This window comes from Variovorax sp. PBL-H6 (genome assembly GCF_901827155.1).
Classification (GTDB): Bacteria; Pseudomonadota; Gammaproteobacteria; order Burkholderiales; family Burkholderiaceae_C; genus Variovorax.
In genome coordinates, this window is the sequence record NZ_LR594659.1 from 777,052 (window position 1) to 797,499 (window position 20,448).

At 62.4% G+C, this 20,448-nt stretch carries 16 protein-coding genes; 5 read left to right on the forward strand and 11 right to left on the reverse strand.

What is annotated here, in order from left to right:
- Positions 1 to 177 precede the first annotated feature (177 nt).
- The 5 genes from G3W89_RS03840 (at position 178) to G3W89_RS03860 (ending at position 8,201) form a co-directional block, all read left to right on the forward strand.
- Complete coding sequence (locus G3W89_RS03840; protein WP_162572851.1) at positions 178 to 1,230, forward strand: polysaccharide biosynthesis protein; 1,053 nt, start codon at positions 178 to 180, stop codon at positions 1,228 to 1,230.
- A 4-nt stretch (positions 1,231 to 1,234) separates the two neighbouring features.
- On the forward strand, positions 1,235 to 2,362 hold the full coding sequence (gene wbjC / locus G3W89_RS03845) for a UDP-2-acetamido-2,6-beta-L-arabino-hexul-4-ose reductase (RefSeq protein ID WP_162572852.1): 1,128 nt from the start codon (positions 1,235 to 1,237) through the stop codon (positions 2,360 to 2,362).
- Positions 2,363 to 2,373: 11 nt separating this feature from the next.
- On the forward strand, positions 2,374 to 3,510 hold the full coding sequence (wecB, locus tag G3W89_RS03850) for a non-hydrolyzing UDP-N-acetylglucosamine 2-epimerase (RefSeq protein WP_162572853.1): 1,137 nt from the start codon (positions 2,374 to 2,376) through the stop codon (positions 3,508 to 3,510).
- A gap of 4 nt (positions 3,511 to 3,514) precedes the next feature.
- The gene (locus G3W89_RS03855; protein WP_162572854.1) at positions 3,515 to 6,451 is read left to right on the forward strand and encodes a tetratricopeptide repeat protein; all 2,937 of its coding nucleotides are present in this window, start codon (positions 3,515 to 3,517) and stop codon (positions 6,449 to 6,451) included.
- A gap of 73 nt (positions 6,452 to 6,524) precedes the next feature.
- On the forward strand, positions 6,525 to 8,201 hold the full coding sequence (locus G3W89_RS03860; RefSeq protein WP_162572855.1) for a hypothetical protein: 1,677 nt from the start codon (positions 6,525 to 6,527) through the stop codon (positions 8,199 to 8,201).
- 21 nt (positions 8,202 to 8,222) lie between these two features.
- Here G3W89_RS03860 and G3W89_RS03865 read toward each other — a convergent pair whose 3' ends face one another.
- From G3W89_RS03865 to G3W89_RS03915, 11 genes are all read right to left on the reverse strand, one after another.
- Positions 8,223 to 10,424: a hypothetical protein gene (locus G3W89_RS03865; RefSeq protein ID WP_162572856.1), complete on the reverse strand. Its 2,202-nt coding sequence runs from the start codon at positions 10,422 to 10,424 to the stop codon at positions 8,223 to 8,225.
- Between the two features lie 31 nt (positions 10,425 to 10,455).
- Positions 10,456 to 10,827, reverse strand: coding sequence for a GtrA family protein (locus G3W89_RS03870; RefSeq protein ID WP_162572857.1), 372 nt, complete (start codon positions 10,825 to 10,827; stop codon positions 10,456 to 10,458).
- A 7-nt stretch (positions 10,828 to 10,834) separates the two neighbouring features.
- The gene (locus tag G3W89_RS03875) at positions 10,835 to 11,782 is read right to left on the reverse strand and encodes a WxcM-like domain-containing protein (RefSeq protein ID WP_162572858.1); all 948 of its coding nucleotides are present in this window, start codon (positions 11,780 to 11,782) and stop codon (positions 10,835 to 10,837) included.
- 3 nt (positions 11,783 to 11,785) lie between these two features.
- Positions 11,786 to 12,727, reverse strand: coding sequence for a glycosyltransferase family 2 protein (locus tag G3W89_RS03880; protein ID WP_162572859.1), 942 nt, complete (start codon positions 12,725 to 12,727; stop codon positions 11,786 to 11,788).
- 9 nt (positions 12,728 to 12,736) lie between these two features.
- A complete protein-coding gene (locus G3W89_RS03885) occupies positions 12,737 to 13,768 on the reverse strand; it encodes a DegT/DnrJ/EryC1/StrS family aminotransferase (protein WP_232076305.1) in 1,032 nt (343 codons plus the stop codon).
- 56 nt (positions 13,769 to 13,824) lie between these two features.
- Complete coding sequence (locus G3W89_RS03890) at positions 13,825 to 15,174, reverse strand: glycosyltransferase family 4 protein (RefSeq protein WP_162572861.1); 1,350 nt, start codon at positions 15,172 to 15,174, stop codon at positions 13,825 to 13,827.
- Positions 15,171 to 16,172, reverse strand: coding sequence for a glycosyltransferase family 4 protein (locus G3W89_RS03895; protein ID WP_232076307.1), 1,002 nt, complete (start codon positions 16,170 to 16,172; stop codon positions 15,171 to 15,173). The genes G3W89_RS03890 and G3W89_RS03895 overlap by 4 nt, the downstream gene beginning before the upstream one ends.
- Before the next feature lie 32 nt (positions 16,173 to 16,204).
- A complete protein-coding gene (locus tag G3W89_RS03900) occupies positions 16,205 to 17,161 on the reverse strand; it encodes a glycosyltransferase family 4 protein (protein ID WP_197893524.1) in 957 nt (318 codons plus the stop codon).
- A 74-nt stretch (positions 17,162 to 17,235) separates the two neighbouring features.
- Complete coding sequence (locus G3W89_RS03905; protein ID WP_162572863.1) at positions 17,236 to 18,339, reverse strand: DegT/DnrJ/EryC1/StrS family aminotransferase; 1,104 nt, start codon at positions 18,337 to 18,339, stop codon at positions 17,236 to 17,238.
- 4 nt (positions 18,340 to 18,343) lie between these two features.
- Positions 18,344 to 18,976, reverse strand: coding sequence for an acetyltransferase (locus tag G3W89_RS03910; RefSeq protein ID WP_162572864.1), 633 nt, complete (start codon positions 18,974 to 18,976; stop codon positions 18,344 to 18,346).
- Positions 18,973 to 20,376: an FkbM family methyltransferase gene (locus G3W89_RS03915; protein ID WP_162572865.1), complete on the reverse strand. Its 1,404-nt coding sequence runs from the start codon at positions 20,374 to 20,376 to the stop codon at positions 18,973 to 18,975. The genes G3W89_RS03910 and G3W89_RS03915 overlap by 4 nt, the downstream gene beginning before the upstream one ends.
- Positions 20,377 to 20,448: the final 72 nt, after the last annotated feature.

Below are 20,448 nucleotides of genomic sequence, written 5' to 3' on the forward strand. Positions count from 1 at the left end.
GAGCCTGTTCAGGGCGGCCGTGGCGGCGCGTTCGCGCAAGCCCCGGCTGGAGATTGCGCTACAGTGCGCGATTGGTTGCCGCCATCTCACGCAAGTGACGTTCGCGCGGCCCCGGCGGACAGGCTTTCCCCTCGCCGACCCAGTCAACCCACATCGAGCCTCGAGCCCCAATTTCAGATGCAAACGCCATTCAGCAACAAGACCTTATTGATCACAGGCGGCACGGGGTCCTTCGGAAACGCCGTCATCAAGCGCTTTCTCCAGACGGACATCGGCGAGATCAGGATCTTCAGCCGGGACGAGAAAAAACAGGACGACATGCGCAAGCGTTACAACCACGCCAAGCTCAAGTTCTACATCGGCGACGTGCGTGATGCACACGGCCTGGCCGCTGCCATGCGTGGCGTCGACTACGTGTTCCACGCGGCCGCCCTCAAGCAGGTGCCGTCGTGTGAATTCCATCCGATGCAGGCGGTTCGCACCAACGTACTCGGCGGCGAGAACGTCCTCGAGGCCGCGGTCGCCGCGGGCGTCAAGCGGGTGGTGTGCCTGAGCACCGACAAGGCGGTCTATCCGATCAACGCCATGGGCATCAGCAAGGCGATGATGGAGAAGGTCATGGTGGCCGCGAGTCGAAACCTCGAAGGCACCGGGACCGTGATCTGCGGCACGCGCTACGGCAACGTGATGGCCTCCCGGGGGTCGGTCATTCCGCTGTTCGTGCAGCAGGTCCTCGACGGCCAGGAGATCACGATCACCGACCCGGACATGACGCGCTTCATGATGACGCTGCCGGACGCGGTCGACCTGGTGCTCTACGCCTTCGAGCACGGGCAGAACGGCGACATCTTCGTCCAGAAGTCGCCTGCCGCCACCATGGATGTCCTCAGCCAGGCCATCCTGGACCTGATGAAGAAGAAGGACCACCCCATTGCCATCATCGGGTCGCGGCATGGCGAGAAGCTGTTCGAGTCGCTCCTCAGCAAAGAGGAGCGCGCCTGCGCGGAGGACCTGGGCGACTACTTCCGTGTGCCGCCGGACGGACGCGACCTGAACTACGCGAAGTTCGTCGAAGAGGGCGAAAGCCGCATCACGCGGGCTCTGCACGGCGAAGAGTACAACTCGCACAACACCACGCGCCTGGACGTCGAGGGCATGAAGCAACTGCTTCTGAGGCTCGACTTCATGCAAAAGGTCGCTCGCGGCGAGCCAGCCGTGCTGGAAGGGTGATCGGGTGAAGGTGCTCATCACCGGTGCCGGCGGTTTTGTCGGCAAGAATCTCCGCCTGGCGCTCTCCGAGCGCAAGGACGTGGAGGTCGTCGCTTTCGAATCCGGCAACAGCGTCTCACAGCTGCCGGAACTGCTGCACGGCGTGACATTCGTGTTCCATCTCGCGGGCGTCAATCGGCCGCAGGACCCGAAGGAGTTCACCACGGGAAACCTTGAGCTGACGCAGTCGCTGTGCGACGCGGTTGCCCGGGAAATCGAGGCGAGCGGCAGGAAGATTCCCTTTGTCCTGACCTCCTCCATCCAGGCTGAGCGGGACAACGCCTACGGCCAGAGCAAGCGAGGAGCGGAGCAGGCTGTCCTGGCCGCCGCAAAGCGCCATGGCTTCCCGGCGCATGTCTTTCGGCTGCCCAATGTGTTCGGCAAATGGTGCCGCCCGAACTACAACTCGGCCGTGGCCACCTTCTGCCACAACATTGCTCGCGGCCTCCCGATCGAGGTGCGCGATCCGTCAGCGCCTCTGGCGCTCGTCTACATCGACGACCTCGTGGCGCGTTTCACCGAACTGCTGGACGGCGCCGATGCATCGGTGGACGCCGCCGGCTTCGCGACGGTAGCGCCCCAATACTCGACCACGGTGGGCGAGGTGGCGGACCTGATCGCCAGATTCAAGGAAAGCCGGGGCACCTTGGTGACCGAGCGCGTCGGGACCGGGCTCGTGAGGGCCTTGTATTCGACTTACGTCAGCTACTTTCCGGTGGAGGAGTTCAAGTACGGCGTGCCGCGCCATGCGGACCCGCGTGGCGTGTTCGTGGAGATGCTCAGAACGCACGACAGCGGCCAGTTCTCCTACTTCACCGCGCATCCCGGCATCACCCGCGGCGGCCACTACCACCACAGCAAAACCGAGAAGTTCCTGGTCATCAAGGGCCATGCGCGCTTCAAGTTCCGCCACATGCAGACCGGCGAGGCTTACGAGTTCACCACGAAGGGCGACGAGGCCGAGATCGTCGAGACCGCGCCGGGCTGGACGCACGACATTACCAACATCGGGCAGGACGAGATGATCGTCATGCTGTGGGCGAACGAGCTTTTCGACCGGGCCAAGCCGGACACCTACGCCAGTCCGCTCTGACACTCTGAGTTATGAAGAAGCTGAAAGTCATGTCGGTGGTCGGCACGCGACCCGAGATCATTCGTTTGTCGCGTGTGTTCGCGGCGCTGGACGAGCACTGCGAACACGTGCTGGTCCACACGGGGCAGAATTACGACTACGAGTTGAACCAGGTCTTCTTCGATGACCTGAAGCTGCGCAAGCCGGATCACTTCCTGAACAGCGCAACCGGGAGCACCAGCGCGGCGCACACCATCGGCAATCTCATCATCGAGGTCGATCGTGTCCTCGGAGAAGTCCAGCCTGAGGCAATGCTGGTGCTCGGCGATACCAACAGTTGCCTGTCGGTGATTCCGGCCAAGCGACGCAAGATTCCGATCTTTCACATGGAGGCCGGCAATCGATGCTTCGATCTGCGGGTGCCGGAAGAGATCAATCGCCGAATCGTCGATCACACGGCTGACATCAATCTCACCTACAGCACGATTGCACGCGACTACCTGCTGCGGGAGGGATTGCCGCCCGACCAGGTGATCAAGACCGGCAGTCCCATGTACGAGGTGCTGCACTATTACATGCCCCAGATCCAGGCATCCGATGTGCTGCAGCGCCTGGACCTGACCGAGGGCAACTACTTCGTGGTCAGTGCACATCGAGAGGAGAACATCGAGTCAGACGCCTCTTTCGGCAACCTGGTCTCCACCTTGAACGCGATAGCCGAAGACCACGACCTGCCCGTGATCGTTTCCACGCACCCGCGAACGCAGAAACGAGTCCAGGCCACGTCGACCAGCTTTCACCCGCAGGTCCGCCTACTGAAGCCTCTCGGCTTCCATGACTATGTGAAGCTGCAGATGTCTGCGAGGGCAGTGCTTTCGGACAGCGGCACGATCAACGAAGAATCCTCGATCCTGAATTTCCCGGCGCTCAACCTGCGCGAGGCCCACGAGCGGCCCGAGGGCATGGAGGAGGCCGCAGTGATGATGGTGGGACTGGGCGTCGAGCGCGTCCGACAGGGCCTTGCCATCCTCGAAACGCAACCGCGAGGGGCTGATCGGAGCCTGCGCTTGGTCGCCGACTACAGCATGCCCAATGTTTCCGACAAGGTGCTTCGGGTCCTCCACAGCTATGTCGACTACGTGAATCGCGTTGTGTGGAAGAAATATTGAAGCCATGAGCAAGTTGAAGGCGTTGCTGCGTCCGTGGTTTTCTCGATCCATCAATTCGCAGAGTCTCTGGGCGCAAGCTGATCTCGCCCTCATCGCCGGCAATCAGTCGCAAGCCACAGCAATCTATCGGGGCTTGGCGAGCGCCAAGCTGAAGAGCCCGGAGGCGTATTTGTATGCCGGCCTCTCCGAGCAACGACTGCACAGGCCGAGCGAGTCGATTGCCGCGATGGAAGCGGGACTTCGACAGTACCCGGATCTGCCGTTGTTGCTGGAGCACTATGTACGCATCTGTTCCGAACTCGACCAGATCGATCGCGCCATTCGGCATTTCGCTGCGGACAAGGAAGATGAAAGGCAAGTCTGCGAGCAGATGTTCGACAGGTATCCGGACTCCCAGGTTCAGTCCAGCTTGATCGCGCATTGCCTGCAAAGCGGCTTCACAGACCTGGCCGGACAAAAGGTCAGTCGCCTCCTGGAAAGCTCGGATGACAACGTCCTCCTCTGGCGGCTTGCGGATGTGCTCTTGTCTCACGAGCGCAGCGAGGAAGCGATGGCCATCTACCGGCGATTGGCGGCACGCCCTGCGGAAAATCCACTGGGGCTCGTGCATTCGGCTCTCTCGGAATACAGGCTGGGCAATCCGGAGCGAGCTGCCGATATGTTCGAGTCGGGGATCCGGACCTTCCCCGATGCGCTGGAGCTGATCGATCACTTTGCACTCATTTGCGCGCAGCTGCGCCAGATGAATCGCGTGGTCCGGACTGCAGTCCCGGGCGCGAATTCGGAAGTGGAAGCTTGCGAGGTCCTTTTTGCCAGGTTCCCCGATCCACAAATCCAGGTGGGACTGATCGACCATTGCCTCAGCCACGGGCTCGAGCAGCTTGCGGAGCAAAAGATCCGTTCGATCTGGGAGAGTTCGGACGACGCTCTCGCGCTTTGGCAGGTTTCTGAGCTGCTGTTGCTCAGGGAACGGACCGATGAGGCAAATGCTGTTCACCGCAAATTGGCTGCACGTATCCCCAAGGATCTGGAGGACTATCATCTCTCGAGCTTGGCCTTCGTCTGTTTGTCCGAATTGGACGAATGCCTGGAACTGCTCGAACAGGGGCTCCTTCACTATCCGGGCGCAGCCAAGCTCATGGCGCTGTACGTGAAGATTTGTGCCAAGAGATTCGAGTACGACCGCTATAGGGACTTCCTGGATTCGCTGGAAGCGTCAAAACTGCCACCGCCCGTCTCCATGCTGGACTTTTACCGGGCCAGCATGAGTGCTCCAGTCGATTTCGTGATCAATCTTCAGGACATCGAACTGCGAGTTGGGCCAAGCGATGTGCCCTTTCTGAGGCAGGACTTTCTCACTTATCTTCGGAAGAATCCCCAGCCCCTCAAGATTGCAAAGGTGCTGGTGTTCTTCTGCCGCTACCTGCACCTGCCTGCAGATTTCAGTGCGGGGGTCTACGATGCCCTGCGACTTGCGTTCCAAGGCCATGGCAAGGCGAGCAGGGCGCTTCAGATCCTTGACGAAATGACGCCGCCCATGATCCCGCGGCATCCGATCTCGCCCGACATCGACATTGGCGGGTTCATCGAGGCCGCCCTTCGCATCTCTGAAAATCTGGTGGAGCTGACGGAGCCGATCGCGGATATGACCAACAATTGGACGCCTTGGCAGTACATCTTCTGCCTCGTTGCGCCCGAACTGTATGGGACTGCGATGGGCGCCTTCGAGAAAGTGGTCTTCAATACCTGGCCCAAGCTCAACTTCACAGCGGCGCACGTCAGGGATGCGGTCGATGTTCAAAAGAGATCAGGAAAGAAACTGCGCCTCGGGTTCATCGTTCACGATTCGATGCCGATGATGTCGGGGTTTTTGCCTCGGCTCGACAAGGATCGCTTCGAGACCGTATTCCTGCGTCCTGGAAAGGCTGGCAAAACCGCTGCGGCCAAAAGCTGGATTGCTCGCGCTGGCAAGACCGTTCAGTATTCGGATGTCGACATGTATGCCGCTATCCAGACCATCGCCGACGAAGAACTCGACATCATCGTGTCGGGTCCTTCCATTGCAGCGGTGTTCTACCCGATGATGGCCCGGCTCGCACCGCTCCAGATGGTTCTGTTGGAGCCGAACTGGACCGATGGTCTGACTCACGCGGACTACTACATTTCCTGGCAGCCGGCCGAGCCAGTCCAACTGGACGACTTTTACAAGACGAAGGTGTCGCTCTTCCGGCATCCTCCCTACTGGATCGAAAGGCCGGAGGTGGAGCAGAAGGGCGCCATCAGCCCGGAAGCACGCGCAGAAATCAGGAAGAGGTTGCTCAATGCGGGCCCTGATGCACGCATTTACCTGTGCGCCAATACGCCTCCCAAGATCCATCCCGACATGGACGGGATCTTTCAAGAGATATTGGAGCGCGATAAAGAGGCGATCCTGGTGCTTCTTCGCGGGGAATATCCTCCGGCCAAGACACTGAGAAGTCGCTTGCGTGAAAGACTCGGTCCTTGCTACGAAAGGGTCGTCTTCATGTCGACCATGAGCAAGGACGATGCTCACTTGTTGCTGCAGTCGGTGGATTGCTGCCTGGATTCCTATCCTCTCTGCGGCATGTCCTCGAGCTTCGACGGCGCCATGCTGGGTATACCGACGGTCACGCTGCCTGCGGACGTTCCATTTGGCCGCTGGACTGCAGCCATCTATGAATACATCGGCGCCGAGACGCTGATCGCGAAGAGCCGGGACGACTACGTCAATTTGGCGTTGAGGTTGGCATCGGACAAGGACTGGCGAGGTCGGCTCTCATCGGAAATCAAGCAAAAGTCGTCCCGCTACGTGGAGAGTGAGCCCAGCAGCCAGGAACTCGAGGCATTTCTTCTGGAAGCCTGGAACAGGAAACTGCAGGGCCTGGCGCCATCTAACTGGATGAACGGCGGGTGGCAATAGCTTCCTGTCAAGCGAATCATCTTCCTGACCTCGGGGTGCGGCGCCTGAAGGTTGCGCCTCCTCGTCTTCGCACGTGATTATTCAGCGTCGAGCGCCCTCAGCAGCAAGATCGAAGGACTGGGCGTCCCTGGTCATCCTCGCATTCGCCATCGCGACGGCGGTGGTCGCCCTGCTGATTCCGATCTACTCCGACGAGATCGCGATCCAGATGGCCCGCGCACGCTTCCTGATCGAAGGAGGCGCGCTGCTGAACCTGTTCCCCCAATGCCGTCCGTTGCTGGCAGCCATCCCGGCATCGTGGTATCCAGGTGCCGTCTTCAATGCCATCGTGTATTCGGATGCGACGGGCATCGGTCTCCGGATCAGGGGAATCGCACTGTGTACGGCTTGGCTGCTGCTGCTGTGGGTGTGGGCTGGCCGCCATCCGCAAACGCTTGTTCCGAGGCGGCGCTTCCAGGCGCTGATCCTCTCGTTCAACCTGCTTGGCGTGCTGCCCTTCGTGCTCGTCCTCGCGCGCTCGGAGCAGCTCCTGGTGCTGGGGCTCGTCGCGCACTGCATGCTCGCGCTGTTCTGGCCCGCCAAGGCATCGGACGGCTTGCTCATGAAGAGCCTGAAATGCGCGGCGCTCTTCTTGATGGGATCGGTGTTCCTGCTGACCCATCCCAAGGCCTTGTTCTTTGCGCCGGTGGTGGTGGCCTCCACCTGGCTCGTCTTTCGAGATGCTGGGCGGCTGTGGGCGGCCGGCGCGATGCTCGTGACCGGCTTCGCCATTTTCCAGTCGTTCCAGTATGCCCAGCTGTCTGCGAGCTGCGCAGGCGCGCCAGAGATGGCGAAAGTTCTCGCGCAGCACACATTGGACTTCCGTCTGCTCGCGAGCGACAAGCCTGCTCTTCTGCGCGAGGCCTTGCGCAACCTGACTTCCTCGCTCGGACTGGTGATGGATCGCATGCCGGTGACCACCGCCTATCAATCGAGCTGGCTGCCGGCGATCCAAAGCGAATGGATGGCGCCATGGCTCAACCGTTTCGGAATGCTGCTCAAGGCCAGCCTGTACGCGCTGGCCCTGACGTTGCTCGTTGCCGCTGTCCTTCGCTTCGCAGTGCAAGTCGCGGGCAAGCGGCTCGACAGGACCGTCCTGCTCGGCATCGCGCTGGTCGCAGGGCTGGTGCTGCACGGCACCGTGTACAACCCGAGTGCCTGGCATTTCTACACGCCTGGCCTCATCGTGCCTGCGCTGGTCGTGCTGCTGTTGCTGGTGCTGCCCGCAGCGATGACCGCACCGAACTGGATGCGCTCGGCCTCGGGTGCTTTTGCGTGCTATTGGATGTTGCTTGCCATGGCGAGCATGGTGCTGTTGCTGGCCCTCCAGACGCCCGAGCTGCTGAGAATTGCGCGCACCGGCGACGCCGTGATCGTGGGTCAGCCGTTGTCGACGCCGGCATTCGTGCGCGAGGAGCAGCGCGCACGGCTGTTCGCGCTAGCCAAGCGATGCGACATCAAGGATGGCGATGATCGCCTGGTGCTGGACGGCGGCGCCTATTTCCACTTCCAGAGGGGGAGGCAGCCGATCAACGTGTTCTACGTGTCCGACTATGCGTTCGGAATGGATATCGGCCCCAAGCTCCCGGAGTTCCTGAAGAATCTCGATAGCGGGGGCGTCCTTTCGCGATGCGAGTACTTGACCAAGGCTTTGCGTGACAAAGCGACCGTGTCGGGCCAGATGTGCTGTGTTTCAAAGGCAGATTTCTAACGCCGGCTTCCAAACGGGCACTTAGTCGCGGGTCGGCCGTACCTCGAACTCGCTGAGCCGCGCCGACAGACCCGAGGCCGCTGGGTCGATCAAGGAATCGAACTCGATGGTATTGATGCCTGTCCGCAATGCTCCCCGGGGCACGGAAGCGACGAATCGAAGATCCTGCCCCCACGTGATCGGCAGGTCGACTCCGTTGACCTGCACCCGCAGGCTGCTCTGGATCGCCGCCGACAGAATGATGTCGAACCTACCCGAAAGTACATAGGGCTTGTCGGCAGATTCAAGCGGGAACAGCAGCCTGGAATGCTCCTGGGACTTCCAGGCAGCGGCGTCATAGCGCAGGTGTCGCCGCATCCATTCAGCCTCGTGCCAGCCGTTTCCGCGGGTGGGCTTTTCCAGGCTCCACCACGTGCCGAAGTCCCAGCGGTAGCTCGCCGTGGCACCGGCTGGCTTGAACAAGCCGAGCCGATCTCCGCCGCCGGCCGGTGTCTGCCTGAGGATGGCTCGGTAGCGCCTTGCCACTGGCGTCTCCGCCTCTTGAAGGCGCTGGCGATAGCCATCGAGGGCCGGATCGCCCGTGGCATGCCCGTCGATATCGATCACGAGGGGCTGCATTTGCGACTTGGGGCGGGCAAATGGCTTGGTCTGCGGCGGCGGAATCCCGGAGGGCGCGTCGGCGTATGTGAAGGACCATTCGTCCGCGCCTTCGATGCAGCGGCCGGGCCGGTTCAAGCCGTCCATCCGTTGCCAGTAGCCGCCCGGCATGAGGCAGATCTCGGGCGGCGCGATGGGCCTGCCATAGAGGTAGGTCAGCACATGGACCAGGTTGTCGCGCAGCATCCAGACATGGGCGAGCTGGTTCGAATGGTCCAGGATGAGGAGCGACCGATGGCCTTGGCTGTCCGCATCGTAGTTTTCTACGATGGTCCGCAGCACCTTCCGCTGGGCTTCGGCAATGTCGATGTAGTGATGGAACTGGAAGAGCTGGGCCGCGGCGCCGCAACTGAGAAGCCACAGCGCCACGACGCCCCCCAATGGGCGCAGCAGCATGCCCAGACCGATCACGAGCACCAGGACCACCAGCGCGGCCCCGAAACTCGCGAACAGGAAGGTGCGCTGTGAGATCTGCAGGTGCGAGTTGGAGAACATGAATGGCACGTAGCCGAGCGCGAGCAGAACCACGCCCATGGCAGCCATGCGCAGCAATGGCGGGCCGCCGTCTTGGCGCATCGTTTCCGAACCGGGCAACAGCGGCAGGCGGCTGCGTGGGCTCAGCAGAACGCAGAGTGCGCAGATGCCTCCGAAAGCCAGCAGGTACCAAGGGCTCGTGAACTCTTTGCGAGCCATGCCCCAGGCATCGAGCCAGCCGCCTGCAAGGGCACGGGCAAAGCCGGTATCGAACAGCCGCGGCAGCGAGCGATACAAGGCCGCGAACGGTGCATGCCGATCGGTGATGGTCTGCTGGTAGGAATCGCCTCCCGACGCCGATGCGTACAGGACGTAAAAGACATACGAGACCGCCGCCGTGAGCCAGGCCAGGGTTGGCCAGGGGTTCTTGCGCACGACCTGCCACGCCCCGACAAACCCGTGACGGCACCACTGCACGAGCAGGGGGAGCATGCAAAGCATCAGCGCGACCTCGTACATCAGCTGCGCGGCCAGCATGAATATCGCGGCTGCGGCGATGCCGAGCCTGCGCGACCAACCCGGCGCTTGTGTCTGCGCATGAACCAGCATGGCCGATCCGAGCAGGATCAGCGCCATCGACATATTGATGTGCTGGCTGCGGAACGACAACTGCATCGTATCGGCGGGATACAGAAGCACGAGCAAGCCGAACAGTGCGCCCCAGCGAAGAGAGCGAGTGATGCAGGCGCCGATATACGCGCAGGTGGCGCCCTTGACGAGCAGGATCGCGATCAGGATCCAATGCCACGCATCAAAGGAATCCGGGTTCAGCATGTATCCCAGCGCGTGGGGGAACACGGTCAGCGGACGAAGTCGATGAGCCTCCAGCAGCGTGTGCGGTTGTACGAACAGCACCGGGCCGGAGATGGTGAAGATGCCGAGGACGTCCCATTCCTCGATGAGGCCGTGCAGGCTGAACCCGAACGGGATCCACAGCAGCGCGATCGCGACGGCCGTGGGCAGGATCAGGGCAACCAAGGTCCTTCTCTTGAGCTTCATGGAACTCTGAACGTCATTGTTATCTTCGCGCATGGGGAATGTGCTCGTCGGCCGGATCGCTGCTTCAGCGAAACAACCACCGGCTCGCCACGAAGGTGAGGGGGATCGTGACGGCGATGCTCGCCAGCGGTGCGAGAGTGGGCGGAAGGCGCAGCAGATCGACCCATCCATAGACGATCAGCGCTCCCAGTCCGTACTGCGCCAGGTACACGAGTGGCAGCAGCGCTGCCTTTCCCTCGTTGCGCGGCGCCCCAAAGACGAAGAAACGGTTGAGCGCATACGCCAGTGCGATCCCGGAGACGAAAGCGATCGCGTAACTCACCCAGTACGGCATGAACCGGAGCAGGACCAGGTACAGAAGGTACGTACCGAGCGTGTTCAGGCCCCCGGAGATCAGGAAGCGGATCAGCGGGGACGCAATCTGCCGCGCAATCATGGCGCGATCAGCCCTGCGTCTTTTCCACAGCCTTCAGGCGCAGGAACTCCGCGTGGTCCCGGATGTAGTCGTTGCCGTCGTAATAGTCGGATGCGAACACCAGCAGCACTGCGTCCGACGAATAGCGGTATTGAATGCCCCAGGTCATCGGCGGCAAGTAGATGCCGATCGACGGATGATCCAGTTTGAACTCCTGGCGCCGGGTCCCGTCGTCGGCCACCACGCTGACTTCGCCCTTGATCGCGACAAGGAACTGATGGCATTTGTGATGCGCATGTTCTCCACGAGTCTCGGCCGTCGGCACGTCGTAGACGATGAAGTAGCGCATCGGCTTGAACGGTATGTCGCGCTCGAACTCGCCCACCGAGAGGCTGCCTCGCATGTCCGGGACCGCGCGCAGCTGGTGCAGGGTGACACCGGCTACCGAAGTGGCCGTCACCCCGGGGGCCTTGACGCCCTGTGCTTCCTGCTTCGATACGGCCTGCGCATCTGCGTCCACGTAGCCCGTGATGCGCGCCGGATTGCCCACCACGATGGCATTCGGCGGCACCGAACGCGTCACCACCGCGCCGGCGCCGATCATCGCGTTGCGCCCGATGGTGATGCCAGGCAGGATGGTTGCATTGGCACCCAGCGAGGCGCCTGTCTGGATGGTGGTGCGCCCAAAGCGCTCAGGGTACCGCTTGCTGCGCGGGAAGAGGTCGTTGGTGAAGGTGACGTTCGGCCCGACGAACACGTCGTCTTCGATGCGTACGCCGTCCCACACCTGCACGCCGCATTTGATGGTGACACGGTCGCCGATGACGACGTCGTTCTCGATGAAGACGTGGTCGCAGATGTTGCAGTCGCCGCCGATGCGTGCCTGCGGAAGCACGTGAGCGAACGCCCAGACCCGCGTGCCGGGCCCGATCTGCTGGCTTTCGCACAGCGCATGAGGGTGCGTGAAGTGATCCATGGCTCAGTCCCTGGTGGTCTCGTTGTACCGGTGCAGGCGCATCATGACCGTGTGCGGACGGCCCTTGGTGTTCTCGTAGATGCGCCATGCATACGATCCCACCACGCCCAGGCCGAAGAGATTGACCGCGCCCAGAAAGACGATCGTGAGGATCGTCATGGCATAACCGGGCACGTCGATCATTCCCATCAACCGTCCCACGGCGACGACGATTCCGAACAGCCCTGCAAGCAGGGCCGTCGCACCGCCTACGCGTACCAGCAGCCGGATGGGCAGGTCGGTGAACGAGAACACGCTGTCCATCAGGTAGTTGACTTTCTTTCTGAGAGTCCAGGCCGACTTGCCGTGCTGGCGTGTCTGGCGTGTGTAGTAGATCAGCTTGCGTCGGAAGCCGAGCCAGAAGAGCTGGGCGATCAGCGAGCTGTGGCGCTCGTCCAGGCGCAGCAGGTTGTCGCGGAAGTCGCGGTTGCAGCCGAACACGTCGACTCCGCCGGGTGGGACTTCGGGCACCACGTACTTGCGGTAGAGCCACCAGAAGAGCTGCGCAGGCAGGCGGGTCATCAACGGATCTTCCCGTCCCTGGCGCGTGCCGACGACGACGTCCACGGGTTCGGTGCGCAGTGCCTTGTCCATCTCGAGCACCAGCTCCGGCGGCTCCTGCAGGTCCGCGGCCATTACCGCATAGCGCTCGGTCTCCGACAGCTCCAGGCCAGCGCGGATCGCCGAAAAAGATCCGAAGTTGCGGGACAGCAATGCGAGCTGGGAAGCGAAAGGCTGCTCAGGCAGCGCATCGCGCAGCAGTTCGAAGCTTCGATCGGGACTGCCATCGACGACGAAGACAACGTGAATCTGACCCTCAAGATCGCGGTGCAGGCCGCTGACGGCATCCAGCAAGGCCGGAATGGAGCCTTCGTTGCGGTAGACGGGAATCACGAGAGTCAGCACGGGCTTGTCTCAACGCGCGAAGAATGAGCGAACGGCGTGGATCACCTGCGCCACATCGCCGTCCGGGAGTCCCGGAAAGCACGGGAGCGAGACCACGGTGCGGCACGCCCGCTCCGTGAACGCCAGTGTCCCGACGCGTTGTGCGCCGGGATAGGCCGCCTGCAGATGATCGGGCACCGGATAGTGCACATCGGTCGCGACGTCATGCGATCGGAGGTGCTCCCTGAACGCTTCGCGTGCATCGACACGTACGACATAGAGATGGCCGGCGTAGGCCTCTCCCGTGGATGGCGGAAGCGTGAGCGGCAGGTCGACGAAGGCCGCGTTGTATCTCGCTGCGATATTGCGGCGCTGGTCATTCGACGCGTCCAGCCGGGGAAGCTTGGTGCGAAGCACCGCCGCCTGCATCTCGTCAAGGCGGCTGTTTCGGCCATGCGGCACCGACACTTGGTATTTGGTCGACCAACCGTATTGGCGAAGCATGCGCACCGACTGCGCAATCTCGCGGTCTCGGCACACCACGGCACCGCCGTCGCCGAGTGCGCCCAGATTCTTGGTCGGGTAGAAGCTGAAGCAACCAACGTCGCCGAAGCTCCCTGCGCGCCGCCCTCTTAGCGCCGCTCCGTGCGCCTGTGCACAGTCTTCGATCACAGCCACACCGGCTTCCCGCGCCAATTCGGCGAGCGCCTCGATGTCCGCGAGTTGGCCGTAGAGATGCGTCACGATGATCGCCTTGGGCTTGTGCTGGAGCGCTTCTGCCAGGGCGGCGGGCGCCATGTTGAGCGATCGTTCCTCGACATCGACGTAGAGTGGCGTGGCGCCCACGGCATGGATGGCGGTACTGCCATAGAAGCCTGCGTTGGCAACGCAGACGACCCGATCGTCCGCCGAAACGCCGACGGCGCGCAAGGCCAGCTCGAGGGCATCCGTGCCGTTGGCAAGCGACACGCATTCGGGCGTTCCGATGTACGCGGCAAATTCCCTCTCGAATGCACTGACCTCGCCACCGAGGACGTACCAGTTGCTCTGGACGACTCGCATCAGGGCTGATTCGAGATCAAGCCCGACGTTGGCTTGACTTGCTGAAAAGAGAGGGATCATGGCTTGGCACCTTCTTGACTTGCAGGCTCGGTGAAAGGCGAGCCTGCTTCCCGCCGCGGAATTTGAAACAGCGCCAGCGGACCGGCAATGTCCTCAGCATCGATCAACGTCGACGAGGCACCCCAATCGGCCAGGCTGGCGCTCAAAGTTTTCGCCATCTCGAGGATGGGTCTCGCGGTGGCGACGAGTTGCGACATCTCGACGAGGCCGCGGGCGTAGCCATCCGCGTGAAACGTCTGCCGTGCCCAGCGCTGACCACGAGCGGCCATGTCCTGCCGTGCAGAAGGGTTGCTGACGAGTTGCTCGAGCTTTGACCTCAACTGAGAGATCTCGTCGTCCGGCGAGACCTTGCAAACGCAATCATCGGGCAGTTCGCCGTAGAAGCCGGTGTCGGTGACCACCACTGCCTTGCCATAGAGCAAGCCTTCTATCGCGGTGGCGGATGCTGCCTCCAGGCTCGGCCAGCGCAGGCAGCAGACGATATCGGCGTCGTTCATCGCTGCCTGCAGCACGGTATCCTCCGCTTCGCCCGTGATCGTGAGTAGAACGCGGAGAGAGCGTGCGAGTTGGGCGAGTTCCAACGCATAGCGCGGGTCGATGAGGCCGCATAGTTGATACTGGACGCGGCTGCGCAAGAGGGCGCTTGAACCAATGGCGCGAATCACGCTATCGATGCGCTTGTTCACGTTGGCGTGGCCGACGGTCAATAGCTGCACCAGTTCGGACCCAGTGCCTTGATCGGTCACGGACTGGGCTGACGGCGCGTTGTAGGCCAGGGGTACGACCCGCACCGGGCCCGCGCAGGACCGCATGACCCGAGGCATCCCCCAATGACTGTGGGAAACGACGCCGTTTGCCATGGCGCAGACCCACTCTGTCATCGGGTGATCGCGACTCGCCGAATCGATGAACTCACGATGGTCACGGGCAGCGAAGAAGACGTCCGCCACGGCCTTGCCGTACCAGCTGCCGAGCACCTGCTCAGCCTGTGCCCGACGCGTCTCCGCCCAGGCGGCAAACAGGTGCGCAACGACGAAATCGTGGAGGCACACGATGCCCGGCTGCTTCTGGAGCCAGTGCAGGCCGCCGCAGTGGTACTCGTAGCTGTTGCCGATCTGGTACACCAGGGCATCGGCGGCCTCGATGGCTTCGTTGACCGCTGCTTCGTCCGTCCAGTCGATCACTGGTGCAGCCACCGCATGCGGTGGCACGGCAAGAAGATGAGCTTGCTCGGTGCGGACTAACGTCAGCTCATGGCCCAACTGCATGAGCGACGGCGCAATCAGCGCCGTGACACGTCCGATGGCTGACGTGTTTGCGAGTGGACTGAACAGGATGAACTTCATGACATCAAGGCGGCAACGGTTGCGGGCCAGGTGATGCCGTGGCTTTCCCAAAGAGATCTCGCGGCGACGCCGAGCCTGCGTGTGCGAGTCACGTCTGCATACACGGCACTGAGGGCTGAAGCAAGCGCCTGAGCGGTTGGCTCGGCAACCCAGCCCGTCTCGCCATGTCTTGCAAGGCCCAGCACGCCGCCACTGTCCGTGGTGCTGAGCAGGGCCTTCTCCGCGGTAGCTGCCTCCATGGCAACGTAGCTGAATGACTCTTCGTCGAAAGGCAGAGATGCAACGGCGAGGGCGCCGTTGATGTAGTCGGCATACTCCTGGCGACCGAGGTAGCGCAGGTCGAGCCGCACGCGGTCCCGGAGGCCGAGCCGTTCCACTGTTTCGTGCAGTACTCGTGCATCGCCCGGCGTATCGGGAGGCCCTCCGACGATGAGCCGGACCTGCTTCGAGGCATGTGCGACGGCTTCGACGAGCAGATGCTGGCGTTTCGCGCCGTTGACACGTCCGCCTGCGAAGACGTAGCCCTCGGAGGGCCCCCCTGTGAACCGCTCGGGATCGTTGATCGGCGCGCGCAGGATCTCGGCATGCGGGCCGTTGTAGCGCAGAAGACGCTGTTGGGTGACGTCGGATATCGCGAAGATGCGCCGTGCCCCCCTGAAGCATTCATCGTCCGCATTCTTGATGAGTTTGCGGATGTCGACGCCGATCTGTCCGTCCGGCAGGTTGGTCTGGCCTGCGTCATACAGATCGTAGGCCTGCCTGTACTGGTGGACCAACCAGAGGGTCTTGCGCGGGTGCTGGATCAGGTAGGCGGGAAACTTGAGAGCGATGACGTGGTCGACGTTCTGCAGCTCGAGCGAACGCGCCATCAGCATTTGCGACGGTATGCGCGTGGCCGGTTCCCATTGGAATGGCACACGGAGCAACTCGGCCTGATGCCCGGCCATCTCGAGATTGCGCAGCAGATGTTCCGCGAGCGACTCGGCGCCGCCTCGCACGAAAGGGGCCATGTTGTTGACGACAAGCACCTTCACGCCAAGAGCCTTTCGATCACATGAGGCCAGCCGATGTTCATTTCGACGATGCGCGCGGTGGCGGCTTCTCCAAGACGCCTTGTGGCAGTGCGGTCCTCGAAGAGTTGATCCATCGCGCTTGCGACAGATGCGGGATCAGGCTCTGCGACCAATCCATTGACGCCATGCGTCACGAACTCGAGCACGCCGCCCGCATCGCTCGTGGTCAGCACGGCCTTGCCGGCATGCGCCGCCTCGAGCGTAGGGTAGCCATAGGAGTCCTCGTCGACCGGAAGATAGGCTGCCGCCAGGCAATCCGCCAGTAGTTCAGCTTTTTCCTCTTCCGTGATCCAACGGTCATCGATCGTGATGCGGTCGGCCACGCCGAACGTGCCAGCCAACCGTGCCACTTCAGCCGAGAAGCCGGACCCGGCACTCGTGCCGCACAGCCTGAGCCGAACAGGGGAGCGGCAGTATTTCAAGGCTTCGACCAGCAGTTGCTGGCGCTTGTGGTGTTCGATTCGGCAGATGCAGACGATCTCGTCGTTGAGGCCGCGAAAGCGAAAGCGCTCAGGTCGAAGCACCGGCGGAAAGAGCGGTTCGCTTTCGATGCCATTGAACCGCATAAGCCGTTGGCCGACCACACGCGAATTGGAGAAGACGCGTCGTGCCTCCCGCAGCGCCGCGGTGTCGGCCGCGCGCAGTGCGTCCCGGATACCTCTGTGCTTCACGTCGTCCGGAAACCCGCGGTACTCCGTGTCCCAGAGGTCGTAGAAGGCACGCAGATGATGAATGAACCAGACGATCTTGTTCGGATGAGGGACGAGGTGCGCTTGCGGGCGAAAGCAGATGACGCGGTCTGCCGCAGAGAGATCGACGAAGCGAAATGCTGCCATCTGGCGAAAGAGCAGATCGGGGGAGTCGACCTCAGGCAGGTATATCCGCTCGACCTCGTGCCCGGCTTCGAGCAGCATCGTTTCCAGCCACTCGACGATGTTCCTGTAGCCGCCGTTGACGAAGGGAACGAACGACGAACAGAGCGCAATCCTCATCGAGACAGAGCTCGCTCGAGACTGTTGGCAATACGGCTGATGTCCGCCGGTGTCAGGAACTGGTGGGTAGGGAGGTTCATTCCACGGTGAGCCCATTCATCCGCCACCGGGTACGCGGTCGACTCCCGGTAGGGCGGCAGCACATGCATCGGGTGGAAGACGGGGCGCGTCTCGATGCCATCGTTGTCCAGCGCCTTCATGACGGCGTCGCGCCGCGCCTCGTCACCTTCGCGCAAGTAAACCGTATACATCCAGTAAACGTGGTGCATGTCCCGATGAACAGTGGGCAGCACGAGCGCGTCGCCGAGGGGGGCCAACGCCTCGTCGTAAAGGCGCGCGAGCGTCTGGCGCTCGGCCAGGGCTGCATCCACGGTTTCCATCTGCGCGAGGCCGATCGCCGCCTGAATATTGGTCATGCGGTAGTTGTAGCCCACCACCGGAAACCAGTAGCGACGCTCGGGGTCGACGCCCTGGCCTCGGTAGAGCCTCAACTTCCTGGCCAACTCGTCGTCGTCTGTGGTGACCATGCCTCCTTCGCCGGTGGTGACGATCTTGTTGCCGAAGAAGCTGAAGGTTGCGCAGTCGCCCAGCGAACCGACGCGCCTGCCAGCGACTTCGGCGCCATGCGCTTCGGCAGCGTCTTCGAGCAGCCACAGGCCATGCCGCCTGGCGATGGAGGTGAGTGCGTTCATGTCGGCCGGATGGCCGTAGAGATGCACGGGAATGACTCCCCGGGTGCGGGGCGTGATCTTGCGTTCGACGTCTGCCGGATCGATGTTCATCGTGTCGGCACAGACGTCGACCAGAACCGGCACGGCGCCGCAGTAGCGTACGGCGTTCGCGGTTGCGATGTAGGTCACGGTCGGGATGATCACCTCGTCGCCGGGCTGCAGGTCGAGCGCAACCAATGCAAGATGCAATGCAGTCGTCCCATTGTTTGCCGCGACCGCATGCTTGACTCCGCAGAACTTGGCGAAGGCTTCTTCGAAGGCGGCAATGTACTTGCCGTTGGAAGAAATCCAGTTGGTGTCGAGGCAGTCCAGGACGTACTTTCGTTCGTTCCCTTCAAGCTTGGGGTGAGCTACCGAAATGCGGTTCATTTGTCTATGCCCTCTTGTGTATTGCCTTGGCCGGCACGCCGGCGATTCTCGACCCCGATTCGACATTCTTGACAATGACCGATCCGGCTCCTGCCAGGACGTCCTCGCCGATGGTGATGTCGGGAATGACCTTGCAGCCCACACCCAGGAAGCTGCGCTCGCCGACGGCCACGTTGCCGGCAAGTCCGCAATGCGGTGCAATGTGGGCCGCATCGCCGATCCGTCCATCGTGGTCGACACTCGCGAGGGTATTGATGATGGCGAGGTCGCCCACCACGCATTCGGCGTTGACGACAGCGCCCGCCATGATTGCGACGCCGGCCCCGATTGTCGCGGTGGGCGATATCACGGCCCGTGGGCTGATCGCATTGACAAGGCGAAAGCCCAGCCCGGTGGCGAAGAGCGCCAGCCTTTGGCGAAGCGCATTGGCGCCGATGGCCACGAACACTTCTTCGTAGCCTTCACTCTGCAATCTCTTCAGATGCTCATCGCCGTTCAGAACCGGTACCCCCAGGCACTCGGTGCTGCTTTCAGCGGCGCCGATGCAGTAGGCGACAGATGCCCCTGCCGAGCGCAGCAACTCGATGCAGACTTTGGCGTGGCCGCTCGAGCCCAGGACGATCACACCCGCAGTCATGCGTTGCCTTGTGCGCGAGCCCAGACCTTCGAGGTCGGTCGCGCAAACAGGAGGTTGATGGAATCCACCGCCTCGAGCTGTCCGGCCGTCCACTCCAACAACGATCCGCTCGCGGGATCGATGGCGCGAAACGCCAAGCCGAAACTTTCGAGCGCGCGCAGCCAAACCGTTGTGGTGTGGCCCGCGCGAAGAACATGCGAATGGCCGAACTCCATGATGATGCCGAGGTCGGCGTTGCGCCCGATCGTGGTTGCTGCCCCCTCGATCACATCGAGTTCGGCGCCCTCGACGTCGATCTTCATCAGGTCTACCGAGGTGCTGGCGTCGATCATGTCGTCGATTCGGACGAGCGGCACGTCAATCGTGGTAGCGCCTTGACCGGCACCTTCGAGCGGGTAGAGCGAGTGGTGTCCGCACGTAGGTCCGAGATGAAGGGGGAGGTGCCCCGTACGGTTGGAAGCAGCGACCTGATGCGTCTCGGTCATGCCGGCGAAGCCATTCAGTACGAGAGACTTGCGCAACAGGTCGTGCGTCATGGGATGCGGTTCGAACGCGATGATGCGGCCACTCGACTGCATGGCGCTTGCCGCAGCAAGGGTATGCATCCCAATATTGGCGCCGACATCGACGAATGTTTCTCCAGGCCGCAACAGCTTCTGGATCAGCAGGCGCGTACCCACTTCGTCGCCAAGCTCACCCGCATCGACAAGGGTCGCCAGCAGCGGATAGTCGGATGCGGGGCAAAGCAGATAGCCCACCGACGAGCGGACGAGGACTTCCCCTGGTGCGCCCGGAACCGCCACGCGCCGAGCCGATGCGTACGCATACTGTTCGATGCGCTCCAGACGGGCCGCGAACGCTTGCTCGGCGCGCTCCAGGCGAGCCGTGAACGCTTCCTCGCTGCTTTGGAGACGTGCCAGGAACGCGTCGAGGCGCAACTGCCGATGGTTCAGGGTCTGCGTCAGCGCGTCTCGAGCAAACTGGTTTTCTTGGATCAACTGCAGGCCGATCGACGCCAGCTCATTGCGCTGCAATTGCTTGTTGTGCTCGATCAACACCCGGAGGGAGTGCAGTCCGCCGAAGATGGCGCGGTGCCGCTCCTCCGCGGCGCTCCGGATTTCGGCGAGGAGCGGCGCGACGAGATAGGACCGGAGGCGAAAGGCTGCCGGCCGCAGCACGGGCTTGGCGGCGCGGTAAAGCCTCCCGACTGCGGACCGCAGACGTACCTTGATCGAAGGCTCCCCACCCCCGCTCGCCGGTCCGTCAATGGCTGCCTTCGCGGGCGGCGAGCTTGACGAGTTCTGCTCGCGCCTCGCTTCCATCGGCTCAGGCGACAGCTCACGGGCGGCGGCATTGAGCGCCACGCGGATGTCGGGCCCTGTTCGTTCTGTGTTGTTCATCGAAGATGGTCCTGGCCGCTTTCCAGGCCAGCGTGCATCAACCTAGCTGTTGTCGAACCGGAGCAAGGGCGC

Coding starts and splice junctions, on each gene's coding strand:
- G3W89_RS03840 (WP_162572851.1), top strand. CDS start 178: ATGCAAACGCCATTCAGCAACAAGACCTTATTGATCACAGGCGGCACG.
- wecB (WP_162572853.1), top strand. CDS start 2,374: ATGAAGAAGCTGAAAGTCATGTCGGTGGTCGGCACGCGACCCGAGATC.
- G3W89_RS03855 (WP_162572854.1), top strand. CDS start 3,515: ATGAGCAAGTTGAAGGCGTTGCTGCGTCCGTGGTTTTCTCGATCCATC.
- G3W89_RS03865 (WP_162572856.1), bottom strand. CDS start 10,424: ATGCGCGAAGATAACAATGACGTTCAGAGTTCCATGAAGCTCAAGAGA.
- G3W89_RS03870 (WP_162572857.1), bottom strand. CDS start 10,827: ATGATTGCGCGGCAGATTGCGTCCCCGCTGATCCGCTTCCTGATCTCC.
- G3W89_RS03875 (WP_162572858.1), bottom strand. CDS start 11,782: ATGGATCACTTCACGCACCCTCATGCGCTGTGCGAAAGCCAGCAGATC.
- G3W89_RS03885 (WP_232076305.1), bottom strand. CDS start 13,768: ATGCGAGTCGTCCAGAGCAACTGGTACGTCCTCGGTGGCGAGGTCAGT.
- G3W89_RS03890 (WP_162572861.1), bottom strand. CDS start 15,174: ATGAAGTTCATCCTGTTCAGTCCACTCGCAAACACGTCAGCCATCGGA.
- G3W89_RS03900 (WP_197893524.1), bottom strand. CDS start 17,161: ATGCTGCTCGAAGCCGGGCACGAGGTCGAGCGGATATACCTGCCTGAG.
- G3W89_RS03905 (WP_162572863.1), bottom strand. CDS start 18,339: ATGAACCGCATTTCGGTAGCTCACCCCAAGCTTGAAGGGAACGAACGA.
- G3W89_RS03910 (WP_162572864.1), bottom strand. CDS start 18,976: ATGACTGCGGGTGTGATCGTCCTGGGCTCGAGCGGCCACGCCAAAGTC.
- G3W89_RS03915 (WP_162572865.1), bottom strand. CDS start 20,376: ATGAACAACACAGAACGAACAGGGCCCGACATCCGCGTGGCGCTCAAT.